This window comes from Paenibacillus sp. Soil750 (assembly GCF_001428045.1).
Classification (GTDB): Bacteria; Bacillota; Bacilli; order Paenibacillales; family NBRC-103111; genus Paenibacillus_E; species Paenibacillus_E allorhizoplanae.
In genome coordinates, this window is sequence record NZ_LMSD01000042.1 from 395,880 (window position 1) to 417,386 (window position 21,507).

18 protein-coding genes are annotated in these 21,507 nt (G+C 33.7%); all 18 read right to left on the reverse strand.

Annotated elements, in window-relative coordinates:
* Nucleotides 1-57: 57 nt before the first annotated feature.
* The 18 genes from ASL11_RS32615 to ASL11_RS32700 all read right to left on the reverse strand — a co-directional run bounded on the left by ASL11_RS32615 (nucleotide 58) and on the right by ASL11_RS32700 (nucleotide 21,476).
* Entirely contained in the window at nucleotides 58-1,086 is a 1,029-nt protein-coding gene (locus ASL11_RS32615; protein WP_056624533.1) for an NAD-dependent epimerase/dehydratase family protein, read from the reverse strand.
* A complete protein-coding gene (locus ASL11_RS32620; RefSeq protein ID WP_056624536.1) occupies nucleotides 1,061-2,437 on the reverse strand; it encodes a UDP-glucose dehydrogenase family protein in 1,377 nt (458 codons plus the stop codon). Before ASL11_RS32620 ends, ASL11_RS32615 begins: the two co-directional genes overlap by 26 nt.
* 25 nt (nucleotides 2,438-2,462) lie before the next feature.
* Nucleotides 2,463-3,590, reverse strand: coding sequence for a non-hydrolyzing UDP-N-acetylglucosamine 2-epimerase (gene wecB, locus ASL11_RS32625; RefSeq protein WP_056624538.1), 1,128 nt, complete (start codon nucleotides 3,588-3,590; stop codon nucleotides 2,463-2,465).
* Nucleotides 3,591-3,602: 12 nt separating this feature from the next.
* On the reverse strand, nucleotides 3,603-4,142 hold the full coding sequence (locus ASL11_RS32630) for an acyltransferase (protein WP_056624541.1): 540 nt from the start codon (nucleotides 4,140-4,142) through the stop codon (nucleotides 3,603-3,605).
* Nucleotides 4,143-4,297: 155 nt separating this feature from the next.
* Nucleotides 4,298-5,551 (reverse strand): lipid II flippase MurJ, encoded by a 1,254-nt coding sequence (locus ASL11_RS32635; protein ID WP_056624548.1) that lies wholly within the window; start codon nucleotides 5,549-5,551, stop codon nucleotides 4,298-4,300.
* 21 nt (nucleotides 5,552-5,572) lie between these two features.
* The gene (locus tag ASL11_RS32640; protein ID WP_056624551.1) at nucleotides 5,573-6,817 is read right to left on the reverse strand and encodes a glycosyltransferase family 4 protein; all 1,245 of its coding nucleotides are present in this window, start codon (nucleotides 6,815-6,817) and stop codon (nucleotides 5,573-5,575) included.
* A 54-nt stretch (nucleotides 6,818-6,871) separates the two neighbouring features.
* On the reverse strand, nucleotides 6,872-8,242 hold the full coding sequence (locus ASL11_RS32645; RefSeq protein WP_056624553.1) for an O-antigen ligase family protein: 1,371 nt from the start codon (nucleotides 8,240-8,242) through the stop codon (nucleotides 6,872-6,874).
* 270 nt (nucleotides 8,243-8,512) lie between these two features.
* On the reverse strand, nucleotides 8,513-9,622 hold the full coding sequence (locus ASL11_RS32650; protein WP_056624556.1) for a polysaccharide biosynthesis C-terminal domain-containing protein: 1,110 nt from the start codon (nucleotides 9,620-9,622) through the stop codon (nucleotides 8,513-8,515).
* Nucleotides 9,622-10,656, reverse strand: a complete 1,035-nt coding sequence (locus tag ASL11_RS32655; RefSeq protein ID WP_056624559.1) for a polysaccharide biosynthesis protein — start codon at nucleotides 10,654-10,656, stop codon at nucleotides 9,622-9,624. Before ASL11_RS32655 ends, ASL11_RS32650 begins: the two co-directional genes overlap by 1 nt.
* Nucleotides 10,657-10,682: 26 nt before the next feature.
* A complete protein-coding gene (locus ASL11_RS32660; protein WP_056624562.1) occupies nucleotides 10,683-11,837 on the reverse strand; it encodes a glycosyltransferase in 1,155 nt (384 codons plus the stop codon).
* Between the two features lie 73 nt (nucleotides 11,838-11,910).
* A complete protein-coding gene (locus tag ASL11_RS32665) occupies nucleotides 11,911-12,462 on the reverse strand; it encodes an acyltransferase (RefSeq protein ID WP_056624565.1) in 552 nt (183 codons plus the stop codon).
* A complete protein-coding gene (locus tag ASL11_RS32670; RefSeq protein WP_200962495.1) occupies nucleotides 12,459-13,583 on the reverse strand; it encodes a glycosyltransferase family 4 protein in 1,125 nt (374 codons plus the stop codon). The genes ASL11_RS32665 and ASL11_RS32670 overlap by 4 nt, the downstream gene beginning before the upstream one ends.
* Nucleotides 13,584-13,647: 64 nt before the next feature.
* Nucleotides 13,648-14,334 carry a sugar transferase gene (locus ASL11_RS32675; protein WP_056624571.1) on the reverse strand — a complete coding sequence of 229 codons (687 nt, stop codon included), beginning with the start codon at nucleotides 14,332-14,334 and terminating at the stop codon, nucleotides 13,648-13,650.
* 38 nt (nucleotides 14,335-14,372) lie between these two features.
* On the reverse strand, nucleotides 14,373-15,593 hold the full coding sequence (locus ASL11_RS32680) for a DegT/DnrJ/EryC1/StrS family aminotransferase (protein ID WP_056624753.1): 1,221 nt from the start codon (nucleotides 15,591-15,593) through the stop codon (nucleotides 14,373-14,375).
* A gap of 73 nt (nucleotides 15,594-15,666) precedes the next feature.
* Nucleotides 15,667-17,487, reverse strand: a complete 1,821-nt coding sequence (locus ASL11_RS32685) for a polysaccharide biosynthesis protein (protein WP_442953114.1) — start codon at nucleotides 17,485-17,487, stop codon at nucleotides 15,667-15,669.
* 25 nt (nucleotides 17,488-17,512) lie between these two features.
* Entirely contained in the window at nucleotides 17,513-18,202 is a 690-nt protein-coding gene (locus ASL11_RS32690; RefSeq protein ID WP_056624574.1) for a CpsD/CapB family tyrosine-protein kinase, read from the reverse strand.
* Nucleotides 18,183-18,941 carry a YveK family protein gene (locus tag ASL11_RS32695; RefSeq protein ID WP_056624577.1) on the reverse strand — a complete coding sequence of 253 codons (759 nt, stop codon included), beginning with the start codon at nucleotides 18,939-18,941 and terminating at the stop codon, nucleotides 18,183-18,185. The genes ASL11_RS32690 and ASL11_RS32695 overlap by 20 nt, the downstream gene beginning before the upstream one ends.
* Before the next feature lie 129 nt (nucleotides 18,942-19,070).
* A complete protein-coding gene (locus tag ASL11_RS32700; protein WP_056624580.1) occupies nucleotides 19,071-21,476 on the reverse strand; it encodes an S-layer homology domain-containing protein in 2,406 nt (801 codons plus the stop codon).
* Nucleotides 21,477-21,507 lie beyond the last annotated feature (31 nt).

Below are 21,507 nucleotides of genomic sequence, written 5' to 3' on the forward strand. Positions count from 1 at the left end.
TTGTGGGAGGGGCGGAAGTACTAGGTTGTCATTATTTATACAATTAACAGAGATATTCTATTTCCCAATTTTATAATACTCTACGTACCAGTCCGCAAATCTCTGCAAACCATCTTCTATTGATGTCTTTGGCCTAAAACCAATAGCTTTCTCCAATAATTCTGTAGATGCATAAGTTGCTGGCACATCCCCAGGTTTTATAGGCTCATACACCTTATTAAATAATACCTCTTTATCCAGAGCTTTGCTTAAAGCTCGTTCCAAAGTTTCTATAAATGTCATAAGCTTTTCTGGGCTGCTATTCCCTATATTAAAGACCTTATGAGGTGCAGACTCTGCAGGAGGTTTTCCTAGTAATCGCTCGATTCCCGTTACGATGTCATCGATGAATGTAAAGTCACGGTAAAGGTCATTTTCAAAATCGCCATTATTAAATATCTTAATTGGCTCACCAGCAAAATACTTATCTGCGAATCCAAAATAAGCCATATCTGGTCGTCCCATAGGCCCATAAACCGTGAAGAACCGAAGTCCTGTAGCAGGTATCTTATACAAGTGGCTATATGTATGTGCCATTAATTCGTTTGTTTTTTTCGTAGACGCATAGAGTGAAACTGGATGATCCACGAAATCTGTTTCTTCAAAAGGCACCTTCTTGTTTGCACCGTAAACAGAGCTGGAAGATGCATACACGAGGTGTTCCACAGGAAATTCTCTACATGCTTCAAGAATATTATAAAAGCCGATAACATTACTTTGTATATACACATCTGGGTTTTCTATAGAATACCGAACTCCTGCTTGAGCTGCTAGATTTACGACTATATTCGGTTTGTACTCTTTAAAGATATTTGTAATCGTAGACTTTTCTGAAATATCGACTTTTATAAAATTAAAGTTCTCATGCTGTTTTAGTAGCTCTAAACGAGTATTTTTAAGTTTCACATCGTAATAGTCATTTAGATTATCTAATCCAATCACAGTGCAACCCTGTTCTAAAAGCTTCCTAGATAAGAAATACCCGATAAATCCTGCCGCTCCTGTTATCAAATACACTTTACTAGGATCTAACGCTTTGTAATGCAAGGTTCTTCAACTCCTTTATTTCTTCTCTCGATGCTGATGTACGTCCAATAGAATGATATTCCACTCTTGCATCTCTCATATCAGCTACATTAAAGATATTTCTTCCATCATAGACCAGTGGAGTTCTCATCAATTTTTCAAAAGTCTCAGGAGGGACTGCTTTGATATCTCCCCATTCAGTAAAAATAAAGCAGACATTTGCATCTTTTAACGCGTCATCAATTTGTTCAACATATGTAATGCTTCCTTTATTAATCCTTCCTTCAGGATATGCACTTCTGAAATTCGTGCTTCCTATTGGGTCATAAGCATAGATCTCCGCTCCTTGCTCTAACAATAATGGCACGTTCTCAAGTGAAGCAGCTTCTCTTAAATCATCTGTGCCTGGCTTGAATGTTAGACCTAGAATTGCGACCTTTAGTCCATTAAAAGTAATTAGTCTCTTACTAGCTTTGTTAAATAGTACAGTCTTTTGCTCATTATTCACATCAATTGCAGCCTTCACAGTCCTTAGTTCATATCCATGTTGTCTTGCCATATATTCAAGCGCTTTTGTATCCTTCGGAAAACATGAACCACCGTAACCAATTCCTGCATTTAAGAATTTACTACCGATTCTTTCATCAAAACTCATGCCTTTTGCAACAGCTTGAATATCCGCTCCCACAAGCTCACAAAGATTGGCTATATCATTCATATAAGATATCTTAAGCGCAAGGAAGTCATTTGCTGCATATTTAATCATTTCTGCTGATCTTCTATTTACTGAAACAATTGGTAAATGAAAAGGTTCATATATCCCCTTCAGTTGTTCTTCAGCCCAATTGCTTTCAGTTCCAATAATAATCCTTTCAGCGTAGAGAGTATCGTGTACTGCAGATCCTTGAGCCAGGAACTCAGGGTTTGATGCTACTTCTACTCTCACATCATTCACCAAAAAATCATTAATGAATTGTTCCACTTTATCATTTGTTCCGACTGGAACTGTAGATTTCACTACAACAAGACAATCTTTCACTATCGTTTCAGCAATTTGTCTTGCAACAGTTGCAATATACGACAAATTAGCAGAACCATCAGGCTGCTCAGGTGTTCCTACTCCTATAAAAATTACGTCTGCCTCTTTATAAGCTGATCTGTAATCAGTAGTAAATTCAAGTCTTCCTGCAGCATAATTCTTCTGCATTAACGCTTCCAAGCCATCTTCATAAATTGGTGAGACACCTGATTTCATTAAGTTTACTTTATTTTCGTCGATATCAACGCAAGTTACATGGTGCCCAACCTCTGCGAAACACGCACCTGCTACTAAGCCGACGTATCCTGTTCCTGCTACTGCTATTTTAAACATCGCGTCCCCCTCCAGTCATTCTATCTTAGAGCCTTCCCCACACAACCCTATTCACATAATCTGTATACGACAATATTACTCTTAGAACTTTATCCGATACATTTGGCATTCTATAATCCTCTACAAACCTAAGGGTTTTTTCGCGTTGCAATTCCAATATATTCAATCCTTGCAACACTCGCTCTTTTTTTAGTCCAACCAACATTACTGATGCTTCTTCCATTGCCTCCGGCCTTTCATGAGCCTGTCTTATATTAAGCGCTCTAAATCCAAGAATTGATGATTCTTCACTAATAGTCCCACTATCACTTAGGACTGCTTTTGAATTGATTTGAAGTTTAATATAGTCATTAAAACCTAAAGGTTTCATAATTTTAACTAATGAATTAAAAACTACCTCTTTTGAATTGATCATATTTCTTGTTCTTGGATGTGTGCTTACAATAACAGGAATTTCATATTTTTCTGCTATCGTATTTATAATATCAACTAAATCTAAAAAGTTTGCTTCTGAATTTATATTCTCTTCTCTGTGTGCAGATACTACAAAGTATTGACCTTTTTCGAGTTCCAATCTTTTTAAAACGCCTGAACTCTTTATATCATTTGTCCTAGAATTTATTACTTCAAACATTGGACTTCCAGTTTTAATAATTCTATCCGCTGGCAATCCCTCTCTTAACAAATATTCTCTTGCAATATCACTATACGTTAGATTGATATCTGCTAAATGATCCACTATTTTTCTATTTGTTTCCTCTGGTACTCTTTGATCAAAGCACCTATTTCCTGCTTCCATATGAAATATAGGAATTTGCCTTTTCTTTGCAGCTATCGCGCATAAACAGCTATTTGTATCCCCCAACACTAAAAATGCATCAGGTTTTACTTCTTCCATGATTGGATCAATTCTAATTATTATATTCCCTATCGTTTCTATTGCAGTTGCATTTGCAGCATTAAGAAAATAATCAGGTTTTTTTAAGTTGAAATCACTAAAAAACACTTCATTTAATTCATAATCATAATTTTGTCCTGTGTGTACAAGAATATGTTCAATTGCTTCAGATTCTTGCAATTTATTAATAACAGCAGATAACCTAATAATCTCTGGTCTTGTACCCACAACAGTCATAACTTTTAATTTTTTCATTAACTATTCTCCTTAATTGGGATAATTATAATATTTTCTTAAGGCTCTATCCTTTTCTTTTCCTTTTAAGTGCCCTAGATGCAATGATTCCTTCTTTAGTTTTTCGAAATACTCATTTGTACTTTTTATTACTCTAGCAGGATTTCCAACAACAACTGAATTTCCAGGAATATCTTTTGTTACAACCGAACAAGCTCCTATTACCACATTATTACCAACAGTTACTCCTGGTAGAATAGTTGTATTATTTCCGATATATATATCATTACCTAAAGTAATTGGTTTCGTAATTTCTAAATCATGCTCATATTTTCTAAAAATTAATGTTCCCCCATCATGTGTTATAAAGGTTACATTATTTGTTAAATGAACATTTTCGCCTAAACTAATAATCCATGGTTCTGATCCCCAATGAATATTACCGTATATGCTAAGATTACCCATTGTAAAATTAACACCTATTTTTTTAGCATATCTAACAGGGAATATTTTCTTGTATAAAAAAGAAAAGGGAAACGTTAGAATTTTCATTATTTTTTTTATACTACTCATAGTAATCCTCCCCTACATAAATAATAATGTAACTCTAAGGTAAAGTAATAATAATATCACTCCAAATTAGCTCTAAAGTTATATATATTTCTTTATTTTTGCTTATTTATCTGCATAATAATATTTTCATTTCCAATATCTCATATAATTCTAAACTATCTTTTTATTAAGTGTTTTCTTACAATACTTCTTATGATATTAATAAAATTTACATTAAAATCTTTTTTGAATTTCATCAGAAAAATTACCCCACAAATTGAATAAGATAAAACTGTAGATACTGCCGAACCTACTGTTCCCAAAACGGGTATCAAAAGTACATTACAAATAACGTTTAAAACAACCGATATTAACAATATTTTTACCACTGAATTAGGTTTTCCATTTGATATATAAATTGGATGTATTAATTTGTATAAAATCATAGTGAATATACCTGAAAATAAAATTAATACTAAGTGAAATGCATCTGCATACTCATTTCCATACATAAAAATTAAAAACTGTTTGCCAATAAAAACAAACACAATAATAATTAGAAAACATAGAAATATATTAAATATTATTGAAACTACAATTTCATCTACATTATCCTTTTTTGCGGATCTGTTAAATAATATATCCTTAAACGCATCCGGTACAATCCATAACATATTAGCTAATGTAACTGCAGTACCATATAGCCCAATAGCGTAATAATCTTTTGTCATCACATGTAAAATTAATATATCTATATTATAATTACAAAATATCAATAAGTTCATTATCATAGATGGCATTCCTAGTCGTAAGACATCCTTAATTAACTCCTTTGATATTAAATTAATTGAAATAGAATATAATTTAAATTTATATACTATCATCATAATAAAAAATAATTGATTAAAAATTACTATTATTAAAAGTGTATTCAAACTACTTTTTGCTAATAAAAATACAATGAACAATAATATTGTATATATTAAACTAGTAAAAATTTGTGTTTTATTTTTCTTAACTACATCTTCTACAATTGCCAATGATATTATTTGAGTTTCTACTATTGATACTATAGTTATAATTAATTCATATTTAAAATTCACTTCAACAAAAGTAATTAAAGCCAAAAAAATTATTAAATATATAATAAACTGAAAAATAATTAATGCAAAAAACATATCCTTAACATTTTCTATATTTTTCCTTTTAAATGCTGGATAAATAGAACCAATTCCTAAGTTCAATATTAGCTGTAATAAATTTGCAATATTCAGCGTGGTAGTATATTCTCCTCTCAACTCGACACCTAAATATCTATTAATTAATACTGAATTTATTACACCGATAGAAACTATTAGTAACTTTGTTAATATTGATGTATGGAATAATCGAACTGTCTTATTGGATAACAAACCTTCAAAAATATTCATTCCTTCTCCTTAGAAACTTATTTATTCTAATATTTTACTATAAGCATCTAATAGAGCTTGCAAATTTCTTTTTGGATCGTGGGTTATCTCTGCATGTTTTTTTGCATTGATAGATAAATCATTCGCTAGTTCTTCTGACTCAAAGACCCTTTTAATTTGCCATGCCAATAATTTCGGGTCATTGGCTCTGTAGAACAATACTTCATCTTCATCTTTTGCCATTTGTGATGCACCGCCTGTATATGAAGACACACAAGGTACCCCCATTATCATCGCTTCCCCAAGCGTATTAGGGCTATTTTCAATTAAAGATGGTAAAACATAAGTATTACATTTAAGCAATCTATCTCTCATATTTATTTCATCTAGTTCTCCAGTAAAAATTATATATTTCTCTAACTTTAATTTTTTAATAAGACTTCGAATATAATAAGCATACCCTAATTTTTTTTTGAAATTTTTTCCGGAAATTGATTCATGAGAAATCCCTGCAACGTAAAGCTTTATCTCTTCATATTCAAACTTCAATAAATTGACAGCCTCTATTACAAAATGGATACCTTTTAATGCTGCGTAACCATTGCCAACAAAAATACTATGTTTCTCACATTTTTCATAAACCCAATTTTGATTATAAAAAGACTTTCTTAAAATTCTGTTACAACTAAAATATCCTACATCCTTATTAATCCAATATGAATGTGCTCTATCCCAATATGTTCTCCCCAATATATTCTTAGCATTTCTTATCGTATCATGTTCAATCTGAATCCTTTTATTGAACAAAAAATGTTTTTTTAATAACATCACCCATGCACTTGATAGCTCAAAAAACTTACTAGAAAACAACATATCAGAAATCGGTAACTGTCCATATTGATAAGGTTCATATCCACTTAATATTCCTTGTAATGAAACAACGTTTTTAATTCCACCAATTTTTGCAAACCTATTTTGTATTGAAAACTCAGTCCCTTCGATATGAATCAAATCAGGGTTAAATAGTTCAACTATCTTTTCACACGAATCAATAGAGACATCTTTATTACTCTTTACCATTGGGATTATATAATAAGTTATTTCATCTATTTTTTCAGAAACTATATATTCAATATTTGCACACATTACAACTCCAATTTCGATATTTTCTTCGTTCTTTAGTTGATCTAACATCGTGGTTACCCAACCGCCAAAGTTACTTTTCTTACTCCCAATTAAATTAGCGACTTCAGGAAGTACCTGCGCTGTGACCCATAATATTCTCATATCAAACTCCTCAATAATTTTAATCAAATTCAATTTACCATCATCCGGTTAATACTATATTTCTTGCTTCTGCGGTACATTTGAATTCAAACTATAAATACATGCACAACTCATAAATAAATGTATTACAAAAGCCAGATTAAAAAAATCATGTCCCGTTAAATTAGTTATTCCTAGTGTAAATAAGGGAAGATAATATAATACTCTCCTCTTTTTTATATTCCCACTTGATTTTTCCAAATATATTCCTCTTAGCTTACGCCAGTTTATAAATAAAAGTGATACTATTAAAATAAGACCGATTAATCCATATGTTGCTGTCACTTCTAAGACACCATTGTGTGCAACGTTAGCAAATCCGAAATTTTTCCAGTTATTACCTATCCCTAGAAATAAATATTCTATATTTGTTGTTAAAAACTTGATATATGAATACCATAATTCCGTGCGTCCATTTGATAAATCCCCATTCTTCGGGTTAATTATTCGATTTGTTACAGAGCTAAAGATTTCACCAAATTGGGAACTTGGATTAGTTATTGATACAACAATAAAAATTCCAATTAAAATAAGTAGACACATAATTAACTTTCTAGTTCTGGAACTTAATTTAGCTCCAAAAACCAAAATATAGATTATTGCAAAAGAAATTGCTAATACAAATGAACGTGATTCCGTTAATAAACCAAAAATAAATAATATGGTAGTCAATGTAATTAATAGTTTCGATTGCTTAATAGATGTTAGAATAATAATAAATATGCTAGTAATTGAAAAAGAGAGCACAGCACCAAAAATATTGGAATTATTATTAATTCCACCTGTAAATCTTGAAGTGGCACCAATAACAGCCTCATCATTACCAAAAAGAGCAATACAAGATGCAAACAAACAACCTATACCCAAAAATTTAACACAATTATAATAAAAGGAATTATCAAAGGCATACCTGGAAAATACCCCCACTAAAGTTACAATTGTTATACACATTTTAACTATTATTAATACTTCATTCACACTATCTAATCTCATTACAATATTTAAACTATACAATATTAGTAATTGCATAAGAATAATGCTAGGTATATAAAACTTTCCCTTGCTAGATATTAATTTAAATAACATAATAATGATTAGAATATTTAATAACGTTGTTTCATCCCCTGGGAAAACGATATATCTTTGGTTTGGCAATAAAAATAATAATAAGTACATATTATTTTTCATATTAAGGAAGCAACTACTGATTATTAATAATCCAATTGCAAAAAAACTTAAATATTTATTGTCCAATGTTTCTCCAGCATAAAATGCAATTTCAATACTGACTGCGAAAACTACTAGAATAACATATTGTAGGAATCCTATCTCTTTTTGTTGAATTTCTTTTTGAGGATTTTTTTTTATGTCAAGTAAATTAATCAAAATCGTTTCCTCTCAATACAGATCTTTTTTACACCATTCTATTTCTTTTTTTATTGCAAAAGACTTATACAGTTACATTTAACAACTCAATTCAATTTTACAAATTTAATAACTCTGAATAAAACACAAGTAATAAAAGTATAAAAATATTCTTTTACAGATTAATGCCTTGTACACCAATTGTTTCAGAATTAAGAGTACCAACCATAGTAGTGAATACCCAAATTTACTTATTTATTATTTCAATACATCTAATGTTCCTTCGTATTATTATACCTTCAAAAAATAAGTATCAGGATTTTCTGAATTAAAGCATTCATTTACCCACATTACTGTCACTAAATCACTTTCTCCTATATTTACAATTGAGTGAGTATATCCAGAGGGAATATCTATCACTTGTAACTTATCCCCATTTACAGTATATTCAATAATTTCTTCTGAATGGATTCCTCTGAATCTAATTAATGCTTCCCCACTTACAACTAGAAATTTTTCAGTTTTACTATGATGCCAATGATTACCTTTAGTAACTCCTGGTTTTGATACATTTATTGAAACTTGACCTCTTTCAGGGGTTCGTATGAATTCTGTAAAAGAACCTCTATTATCACAATTCATTTTAAGCTCATATGAAAACTTATCCTCTGGTAAAAAACTTAAATAAGTACTATAAAGATTCTTAATTAAGACATTTTCCATATTGGGTATATTTAATATTGCTCGGCTTTCTTTAAAACTCCTTAATAGTTCTGCTAATTCTCCAAGTTTAATCGAATGTGTTACTGGTACTACACAGTATTTGTTGTCAATAGTTGGATTATCTTCTATCGCTCTTAAAAACTCCTCTAACACATCATCTATGTAACATAGAGTAAGAAGTGTTTCCGGGTTATTTACAATAATTTCTACACCTCTTGTTACGTTATGACAAAATGTAGCAACTACAGTATTGTAGTTTGGTTTACTCCACTTACCGTATACGTTTGATAATCTATATATGTATACTTTTACACCAGTTTCTTTGTAGTAACTAATTAATAAATCCTCTGCACTTTTTTTACTTTTACCGTATGGATTTTCCATTTCCGCTTGAATTGATGAAGTTAATAGCACTGGAGCTTTGTTTTTATATTTCTTAAGTAATCGAAGTAGTAAAGAGGTCAAATCGATGTTGCCTGTAATAAATTCTTGTTCATCGTATGGTCTGTTTACTCCCGCTAAATGAAATACAAAATCACAATTTTCTGTGTATTTCTCCAACAATGAACGATCACATTCTCTAGTGAATTCAAATATTTCATTATATCCCTTATTTCTAAGCTCAGCAATGAGATTTTTCCCTACAAAACCTTTTGCACCTGTAATAAGGATTTTCATTAATAAACTTCACCTCTCTTGTACCATTCTCTAAGTTCCGTTTGGATATAATCTAACTCAAGTAATTTTTCTTTGATCTGCTCTACATTCAAAATCTGTGTATTATCAGAATTATATTCTTCTTCTGTAGAAAGCTTTGTATCCCCATTCGCAAAATACTTATCATAGTTAAGATCCCGTTGATCGGCCGGAACTCTATAGAACCCGCGTAAATCTTCAGCTATTAAATATTCCTCTTTTGTTAGAAGAGTTTCATATCTCTTTTCGCCATGACGAGTTCCTATTACAATGATTTCATTGTCTGCATTAAATAATTCCTTTATTGCTTTAGCTAAATTACCAATCGTACTAGAGGGAGACTTCTGAACCATAATATCTCCGGCCTTTGCATTTTGGAAAGCAAATACTACTAAATTAACAGCTTCTTCTAAACTCATTAAATATCTTGTCATATTAGGATCAGTTACTGTTAATGATTGGCCACACTTAATCTGATCGATAAATAATGGTATAACAGACCCTCGCGAAGCCATTACATTACCATATCTTGTTCCACAAATAAGAGTTTTGTCTGGCGAAACTGTTTTTGATTTAGCTACAAAAACCTTTTCCATCATAGCTTTAGAAATCCCCATTGCATTAATGGGGTATGCTGCTTTATCCGTTGAAAGACAAATTACTTTTTTAACGCCATATTCAATCGCGGCTGTTAGTACATTATCTGTTCCTAAGATATTAGTTTTCACAGCTTCAAGAGGAAAAAACTCACATGAAGGCACTTGCTTGAATGCAGCAGCATGAAACACATAATCAACACCATGCATTGCGTTTTTTAAACTAGCTATATCTCTTACATCACCAAGATAGAATTTCAATTTTTCATTTTTATATTGTTTTCGCATATCATCCTGTTTTTTTTCATCTCGGGAAAATATACGTATCTCTTTTAAATCACTATCTAAAAACTTTTTCATTACTGCGTTACCAAAGGAACCAGTACCGCCAGTAATCAAGAGGGTATTATTCTCGAACATGATTTTCATCTCCAATTAGTAAGTTCTCATTTCATAACTTTACTTAGAAAATCTCCTGTGTTTTCAACATAGTTTTGATAATGAAATGTCGTTGACTCCACACAATTTCTTTTCATTTCCATTACTTCATTGTTATTCATTCCAATAACTTTTCTTAAAAGAGATTGAATTTGTTCCTTATTATTAATGTTCAGGAAAAAGCCGTTTTCACCTTCAATTAAATATTTAAATAAATCGCTTGTTTTAGTTGTTATCACTGGAGTTCCGCAAGTAATACTCTCAACAAATTTTGTTGGAAATCCAGCATTATTTACCCTTTTATCTTCTCGTATAAATATAACAAAGTCTGCATTCTGTACATATTCTATACTCTCAATATGAGTAACTTTCCCTAAAAATAAAACTGAATTTTCCAATCTAACTATAATTGCTTTATGCTCAGGATAGTAATTTAAATATTGCTGTTTTGTAATACCGATTATCTTGAAAGTAAAACTAAATTTTGTACCAAGATTACTTAATGCTTCAACAACCAAATTTAATTTGTCTTTATGCTTACCCGGTGTTCCAGAATATATAAAATTTATAGTATTAGAAATATTTTTGGAATGTTGCAACTCCCATTTTTTCTCTTCAATATCAATTAGCGGTGGAATAATTATAGTTTCAATACTATCTTTATAATAATTACTCAAATATGAACTAATACAGATTATTCCATCAATTTTTTTATTAATATACTTCATTCTAATATTAGTATCTATTTTTTTTACTAACCGCTTATCTTCATACCATTCAGTGCAATCCGAAATTAGTTTTATATTGTTTTTATTACAATACTTCTTTAACTTTAGCAGAGCACCTACTTGGTAGTTATAACAAATAACCGCTTTAATGTTATTATATTTTTTTGCAATCTCTTTAATGTAGTTAATACTAACTAAGTATTTTAACCATTCTATTTTAGATTGAGGAAATTTCCTTGACCAACAATCAAATCCTTGAATATTCTTAACATTGCTTATTTCCAGTTTCTTTTCTAAACTTCTATCAACATCTATAAAAACTACATTATAACCTAATTTTCGAAAAATTTTGGCATTGCTTAAGACCCTATGTGCAGCAGCATCCTTATCAGGTAATTCAAAACCACCAATGTATAAAATTGTTCCTCTATGCATAAGAATATCTTCACCTTTATTGTAATGAATTTTACTTTTTCACTAAATACCAAACAAATTTCTGCTATTATTCTTATCTTTTAATAAAATACTGTGTGGTATCTCTTTTCTGAACAATCACTGTATTTTTAGGAAACTCCCCTTTAATAACACTCCCAGCACCAATTACACTATTGTCTCCGATTTTAGTACCTCTCAATATAACAGTATTTGCACCTACCCAAACATTATCACCAATTTCAACACTAGAACATAAATATTCTTCATTTATCAAACCTACTCTAAAATCGTGATCATGATCATAAACTAGAACATTTGGACCGAATTGCACATTATTACCAATAGTAATTCTTTTGTGACTAACAATAAAACACCCATGATTAATATAAGTGTTATTACCAATAGAAAGTTCTGCTCCTTCTCTAACTCTAATTTTCGCCCCACTTTTAATACGCATTGGTTTACCAAGTTTTAGGAATGCTCCAGAGTCAAGAGTTATTTCCGCAAATGGAGAAATAACATTAAGATAAGAAAAACTGAGTTTTTCAAAATGAAATATCTTTAGTAATGAAAGCCTACACAATGAATATATTACATAAAAAATTGAAATAATGTTTCTCTTCATATTCTCTCTATTTCCTCTAAATACGACATTACTACATAATCTCTTGAGAACTCTCTCTTAACTTTTTCTCTACCATTCTTCCCCATTTCTTCTCTCGTTTCGTTATCTAAATGTAAAAATATCTCTATTTTCGATACCAAATCCTCCACATCACCTGCACGATACATTAGTCCTGTCTTACCATCCACCAATGTCTCTTTACACCCTGATATATTGGTAGTAATTAATGGCCTTCCAGACGATGCACTCTCCAACAAAACGTTTGACATTCCCTCTCCGTATGTTGAGGGATGAATTGTAGCATGAGCCCTAGCAATGTAAGGTCTTACATCCATTTGGCTCCCTCTATAAATTACAATATTATCCATCTCCAATTGTTGTAACACCTTAATATAATGAGTCTCTGTTGGCTCAATAAAACCAATAACATTAAATTCTATATCTGAATATTTCTTTTTTATAATTTTCGCGGCTTCAAAATAATCATCTACTCCCTTATCTTTAAGAACCCTACCTATGTAATTAAAAACTATTCCATTAGAATCGTGTGGGTATTTTTGCAATGGAAATCGATCTGTATTTACACCAGAACCAGGTATTAATTGATATTCCCCTTGAATTAAGTTTTGTTTTTTAGCAAGCTCCAAATTCTCCTCGTTTTGAAAAAAAATGCATTGAGAATTTCTAAAAGCTATCTTAAAAAGAAACAAAATAAATTTCTTTATTGTTCCTTGCTTTTTTAGTACACTTCCTAGTCCCGTTACATTATTGATATAAGGAATCTTAAGGAAACTTGATGTGAGGCTTCCATAAATATTTGGTTTTGCAGTAAATCCTAAGACTACATCTGGCTTATACTTTTTTAATAACTTATAATAATGTAACAACAATTTTATATCAGTAAATATATTAGTACCTCTTCGATCAATTTTAACATCATCATAAATATAATTAATGCCAGTCATTAGTTCTAACTTTTCTCCAAACGGACATGAAATTAATACATCATAATTTTCTTTAATTAAGTTCTCAATTAATTCTTTTCTAAAGCAATACACATCATCATCGTGATTAGTCAGCAATGCTACTAGTTTTTTTTCTCGCATTTTTATTTCATCCATTCCCCAAATTTTCATTAAATAAGCAAAAATACTTCGAACATTCCAATATTTGTTCTTATTAATCTCATTTTATAACTGCAAAAACTGTTCTAAACAATATACTTATCTCACTGAAAAAACTAAAGTTCTCTATGCTTTTCAAGTTATATTCCATCTTTAATGGTAATACATCAAATAAATATTTTTTGTCTACATCTTCGGAACCTGCTAATAAAAGTTCTTCATCTTTAAATAGAATACTTGTTACGGATGTAACTCCAGCAGGCATAAGTAATGTAGCCTTCATCACATTAGTATATCCGTCCACGTATTTACATACCTCTGGCCTTGTCCCGACGAAACTCATATCACCTGAAATAATATTTACCAGTTGTGGAACCTCATCAAGTCTTAATTTTCTTAGAACTTTTCCAACCTTAGTTATTCTTGTATCGTTCATTGTAGTGACCTGTGAACCCAATCTTTCAGCATTAATTATCATTGTTCTAAACTTAAGGATATTGAATTTTTTCCCATATTTAGTTATTCTTACTTGACGAAATATAATAGGACCTTCTGAATCTAACTTGATAGCAATGCTTATAAAAATGAATAAAGGTATCAGAATTGTGATTGCCACAACTGAACCCACAATATCAAATATTCGTTTAGTATAAAGGCTGAATTTTTTTTTACTTAAAATATCATAATATTTTCTGACACTTTCATTTCTAAATTCACTAGGTAATTCTTCCCATTTCCTTAAAATCAATTTACGTCTCCTTTCTTGTACTTCAACAGTACTTATTCTTAAATTACCTCTTTCGTCAACTTAATCAAATTTTCACATACATACTCTACATCATCATTGCTTAATAATGTATGAAGTGGTAATGTAATTTCATTTTCATACATACTAAAGGCATTTGGATAATCTTTTATATCAAAACCTAAATTCTGGTATGCTGTAAACATTGGTAATGGCTTATAATGAACATTGCAAACAATCCCAGCCTCAGCCATCCTAACAATAATCTCATTTCGCTCAACTACTCCTATACCAGGTATCCTAGTTAAATAAAGATGTCCAGAAGAGAAGAAATTTTCACTGTAATGAACTATAGTTTGGATCCCTAACGGTTGAAGCGCATTATCATACTTTTCAATAATGCCTTTTCGCTTACTCATTAGGTCATCATATCTATTTAACTGAATTAACCCAAACCCAGCCATAATATCAGTCATATTGCACTTATAAGCGGGATAAATAATATCATACTCCCAGGAGCCCTTTTGTGTTTTTGCAAGAGCATCTTTAGATTGTCCATGAAGACTATAAAGCATATATTGCTTATATAACCACTCATCATCTAAACCACTTCTATCTCGCCAAACAACTGCACCGCCTTCAGCTGTTGTCAGGTTTTTTACCGCGTGAAATGAAAAACAGGTAAAGTCTGCAACTTTTCCGCATTTCATTCCATTAGCTTCAGCTCCAAAAGCATGTGCAGCATCAGTCATTATAATCACTCTATCAAACAGCTTTTGAAGTTTATTATTTGCTTTAAATAGCTCTTTTTTGCTTTCTATTACTTTGTATATTGTTTCGTAATCGCACATTTTCCCTGCTAAATCAATAGGAATGATCGCTTTCGTTTTTTCGGTAATTGCATCTGCTAGTTTGTCATAATCCATCTCAAAGGAATCCACAGCAGTATCCACCAAGACAATTTTGGCACCAACATGATCAATAATTGAAGCAGTTGCAGTATAAGTGTACGCTGAAGTAATAACCTCGTCTCCAACACCAATACCTAAAATACGAAGTGTAAGTTCCATTGCAGCTGTTGCTGAATTTAAGCATACAGCTTTATTTGTACCAATATATTCTGCTATCTTCATCTCAAATAATTTAGTTCTTGGCCCAGTCGTAATCCAACCAGACTTCATTACTTTTATTACTTCTTCAATTTCAGCATCCGTTATATCTGGAGGAGAGAAAGGTATATTTCTCATGTTAATATTAATCATATCAGTGTTTATCATATTTCCCCCTCATTAGCTAAACGTATTTTGTAATATTAAACTTACTGCCAATATCCCTCTAGCCCACATTACTAAAACTCGGCACCAAATGCTTCACAGCCTCATAGACGGTTCCATGTTTGTCAGCAATAACCTTCTCTAGTCTTAAGATCTTCAGTGCTAATTCATTCTGGCTAATTTTCAAAGGACTTCCCACAAAGATCCGATCATGCGAGGTATTCCCAAGCCCTTCTTCGCTTAGAAGCAACTCTTCATATAACTTCTCCCCTGGACGAATGCCTGAGAATTGAATCTCCATGTCGACTCCTGGTTCGAAGCCGGAGAGACGAATGAGGTCGGTGGCTAGATCAACGATTTTGACCGGTTCTCCCATATCTAACACGAAGATCTCGCCGCCTTTCGCGAAAGCACCTGCTTGGATAACGAGCTGAACAGCTTCTGGAATGGTCATGAAATAGCGCACCATTTCTGGATGCGTGACGGTCACAGGTCCGCCAAAAGCGATCTGTTCTTTGAAATGCGGGATCACACTACCGCGACTACCGAGTACATTACCAAAGCGCACGGCTACGAATTTGGTTTGACTTACGAGGTCCATGCTTTGAATAATTTGTTCGGCAATCCGCTTGGTAGCTCCCATGATACTCGTGGGATTGACGGCTTTATCCGTAGAAATGAAAACAAATCTCTCCGCGTTAAATTGATGGGCACATTCTGCAACATTTCGGGTTCCGAAAACGTTATTCTTAATAGCTTCTGCTGGATTGCGTTCCATGAGTGGAACGTGTTTATGAGCAGCTGCATGGAAAATAACCTTTGGCTGAAAAGATTGAAAAACTTCCTTCATCCGTTCCAAATCCTGAACATCTGCGATCACTGGTTCTATGTGTAATGTTGGAAAAAGTCTATGTATTTCTTTCTCGATGACATAAATACTGTTCTCACCATGGCCCAACAGAATTAACTTTTTGGGATGAAAAGGTGCAATTTGTCTGCACAATTCGGAACCAATGGAGCCTCCGGCACCTGTGATTAGAACGACTTTACCTTGTACATAATTGGCAATGCCATCTAGATCAATGTTAATAGGGTCACGGCCAAGTAGATCTTCTACTTGCACATCTCGAATCGCATTTATCGTGACTTTACCTTCAATCAAATCATTAATCCTAGGAATGATTTTCATTTTGGCTTTGGTATGTTTACAGATCGTAATAATTTCGGATACTTCTAGCTTGGAAACAGATGGCATTGCAATAATAATTTCGTCAATATCATTGGTTTCCACAATTCGAATAATCTCATTGCGGTCGCCTAGAACAGGGACTCCCATAATGAAGTGCTTATACTTAGAAGGATCATCATCAACGAAAGCAACAGGGTACACGGGAGAATTCGAATTATATTTCAATTCTTTGGCGATTAAGATCCCACAGTCTCCTGCCCCAATGATCAATGCTTTCCGTTGGTTAGATTGCTTCTTATTGTATTTATCTCTAACAACTCGCCATATAAATCTACTTGCCCCTATAATGAGGATCATATTCTCCATAACACGGACGTAAACAGCGAAGGGAACCCGGGGCTCATGTAACAAAATCATAATGAAATAAGACAGTGTACAGGTAGCTACGACTGCTTTGAAGATCGATATGACTTCGCCTATACTCGCATATTCCCATACGCGTCTATACATCTTGAAGTAGATTAAACAAGCAGATCCAACAATCATGGATATCGCTGAATATTCAATCCACTGTCTCATATAGGCTTCAGGAATATGCAATTCAAACCTTAACAAATAGGCAATTAAAACGCTTATCCATATCAGAACCATATCGAGCAAAACGAGTATTGTCTTTTTGCTGCCTAACTTCACGGAAATCCCTCACTCGTAAATGATCTTATTGACTTTCACCATAGTAATAGTAATAATAGGCATCTTTATTTTTGCGATCCACATTGTTCAGCACAACGCCAAGAATTCTTGCTCGCACATTATCTAGGTTTTGCTTTGCTTTGAGAACAGCTTCTCTCTTCGTTCTATCCGAATTTACGACCAAGATAACACCATCTGTACGCGAAGCAATGATCTGTGAATCGGTTACAGCGATCGCAGGAGGAGCATCAATCAGAATAACATCAAAAGACTGTTTCAACTCATCAATCGTGCTTATCATCTTCTTGGAAGCGAGGATCTCCGATGGGTTAGGTGGGATAGGTCCCGAAGTAATAATCTGCAAGTTAGGTATAAAGGTGTCTTGAAGTACTTCCCGAATGGTTAGTTGATTCGTTAACAGGTTCGTGAGTCCCCAACGATTCGATACACGCAAGGTATGGTGCATGGTTGGTTTTCTGAGATCCCCGTCGATGATTAATACTTTCTTATCTGTTTGTGCATAGGCTACAGCTAGATTGATCAGTGTCGTTGATTTCCCTTCACCGGGACCAGCAGAAGTTACCATGATAACCCTTAGCTCCTCATCGATAGATGAGAATTGGATGTTGGTACGAAGGGCTCTGTACGCTTCCGAAATGGGAGATTTGGGATTCTGATGTGTGATAATCGGTCTTTTATTGGTTGAGTTTGACATCCGAACGTCCTCCCACTCTTTGTTCATTCGCCTGTTTGCTATGATTGTTCTGTAAATCTTCTGGTCTCATCTTGGTAATCATGGCTAGGGTTGGCAGCCCTAAATATTGTTCAACTTCTTCTTCAGTCGTTAGTTGATCGTTCAAGTATTCCAATAGGAAGGCAACTCCTAGCGCAATCATTAATGACACGACGAAAGCGATAGCTACGTTTAATTTCTTATTCGGCTTCACTGGCACTGGATTCTCTATATCTTTGGCCTCATTCAGTAATGAAATATTATCGACTTTCATAATCTTAGGAATTTCATCTTGGAATACGATCGACACGGCATTAGCAATGCTCGCAGCGCGAGCGTAAGAAGGATCTTGTACAATGAGAGTCATAACTTGTGTATTGTTAACTGAGCTCACTTTGACCGTATTTACGAGCTGCTCAGCAGTCATTTTCAAATGTGGGTATTCGGCAACGACCTTATCCATGATTCTTGGCGTACGAATAATTTCTTTATACGTGTCAATAAGTCTGATATTTAAATTAACTGTATTGATGTCAACTTGAGATAAACCTACTTGATCACTTGATTTATTTACAATTAATTTAGTTGAAGCTTGATATATGGGTTGCATAAAGAAATAGCTGATAATCCCCGTTGCTACTGTGACCAGCACAACAATTGAAAGTATCATCCACACCCTTTTCTTGATAATCTTCAAGTAATCTTTTAAATCCAGTTCCATGCCATTCCCTCCGTCTACATGATGTCATGTCTCGCCTTGGTCGTTGTTTTCATCATTTTTTTATTAGAAAAGATAAGGAATCCCCCTCTATCTGGTAGAGATGAGGATTCCTCCTGAAATATACGGTTTCTATTTATTCAACAAACGATAGATAACAACCGCGGCTTGAGCACGAGTAGAGTTAGCATTGGGATTAAATACATTGCCTTCCTCGCCAATAACAATGCCTTCACTTGCTGCAAGCGCAACGCCGGATTTCAAAGATGCGTTAATCGCAGCCACATCTGTAAATCCTTTGAGTGCTTCGTCTACCTTAGCTGGGCTCAAAGAAATCCCTTTAAGTGCTAGCGCTCTGGATGACATTACTGCCATTTCTGCGCGTGTAATATTACCATTCGGATCAAACTTCCCTGCTTCTTTACCATTCACAATGCCATTCTTAACTGCCGAAGCCACGTATACTTTGAACCAGTCCGAATCATTCACATCGGTAAAGTTCTCAGTTGCTGTTGCACTTTCCAAGGAGAATGTTTTTACGATCATTTTCGCAAATTCTGCACGTGTTACTAGACCGTTCGGTACGAAAGATTGATCAGCACGACCTTCTAGGATGCCTTTGGATGCAGCAACTTGAATCTGTCTGCCAGCCCACGCTTTAACTGAAGCTGTGTCGCCGAATTCAACTTTATTCTCAACAACTGTATACGTAGAGAATCCAGTACGCATTGCATTCAGAACGCCATTCTCATAGCTGCCACCGTAGAATTCTAATTTGCCATCAACGATTTTGGCTAGGGATAACAACTCTGTATCGAATTTGCTGCCGTTAGGAACTGGAATCGTGACTTCAACAGGTGTATTGAAGTTACTGATATGCGTTCCACCAGATGTAAATTCAAATTCATATACCCCAGCTGCTACAGGCAATTGTGTTGCGCTTGTTGCTACTTTGGTATCTTGATTCGTCACTTTAAGTGAAGTATCTGCTCCGAACTCAGTTGGACTTACGCCTAATGAAAGGCCATTCATGGAAATGGCTACAGTATCTACACCATTTGCGATAGCGGCATCCAACAAAGCTTTACCTAACGGAATTTCTGTTGTTTTGGCAGTGATTGAACCAAAATCAAGCTTAAGTTGAATTTTCTCAACTGTTGCATTCGGATTCAATTGTTTCAATTGATCGTTAAGCACTTTCGCTTTCGCAGCAATTTCTTTCATCTTGTTTGCTAGATCAGCAACATCAAGCGTTGGTTTAGCTGTCTCACCTTCAACTTTAATCGACTTGCTTAGATCTAACGTCGCTAGTTCTTGAAGTGCATTTTTTACTGCTTCTTGTGCTTTTTGGAAAATTTCTTGTTTCTTTTCTTCGGATGCGCCCACGAGTTCTTTGGAAAGATTACCCAATTCTACTGATGGATCAGGATTAACTGGAAGAACACCTCCAGTGTTACCACCAGTATTACCTCCGGTGTTTCCACCATCGCCATCTCCGTCGTCAGTTTTATTTAATGTTTTCTCAGGTGAAATATACAGCAGAAGACCAAATTTTTTATCATGTGCTTGGAAAACACCTTTTCCTGTTTCAGCACCGTCAAGTAGAAGTTTGCCACCTTCAAATTTCACGCCACTCCCGCTTACCAATTCCCAATTTAAATAAGGATTTAATGATACCAAGTCAAATACTGTAAGATTTGGTTCGTATACTTCAGAACTCGAATCCAAATCAGTAAGTTTGAAATCCGGTGCCAATATGTATCTGATACCAGCAGATTCGATTGCTGTTCTTGCTGCAATGGCTGTTGGGCCAATCTTATTCGCAACTCGGTTCTGAACTGCATTAAGATCGCCAAGTGAAATTTCGTAATATTTCAGAAAGTTACTAATTAGTAAATCTTGTGTCAAAATGTCGTTGTCAACAATTGTACTCAACGTGTCTTTGATATCTTGTGAGGAACCACCGAGCAAGAAAACTTTCCCTACACTTTCAAGTAGCTCGTTTTGGTTTTCTTCCGAAGCCATCGCTTGAAGTGCAGCATCTTGGAAAGCTATAACATCAGCTTTAGTTAAAGTTTTCCCACCAGGTACCTTCGTAAAAATAGCGTCAATTGCTGGTTTAATATGCGAATCGTTCAGCAATGCATTGATTGCTTCGCCAGACTCATCGTAGAATAAATCCAAGCCATTAATAAGCGCAAATATTGCTTTTACATCTACATCTACATCGCTAAATTTTGACCAGACATTTCCAAGTAAAACTTTTATATCATCTGTTGTTATTTCATTATTAGCAACTGCACCAGCAACAAGACCTCTCGTCGCCTTAACTGCTTCAAGCCCATCAGCATCCTTAGCTAACTCCACACGCAAACCTTCAAGTTTACCTTGTAAGGACGCCGTATCAGCAGAAGCAACCCCCGCCGTAATACCCAGTTTATTAGCTAGACCTTGCTCACTCAATGGAAGTCCAGCAATGGATGCAAACATGATGCTTGCTGCCAAAGTTGTAACCGTTAATTTCTTTTTCATCGTCATGCTAAAATTCACCTCTTTAAATTAGTTGTCT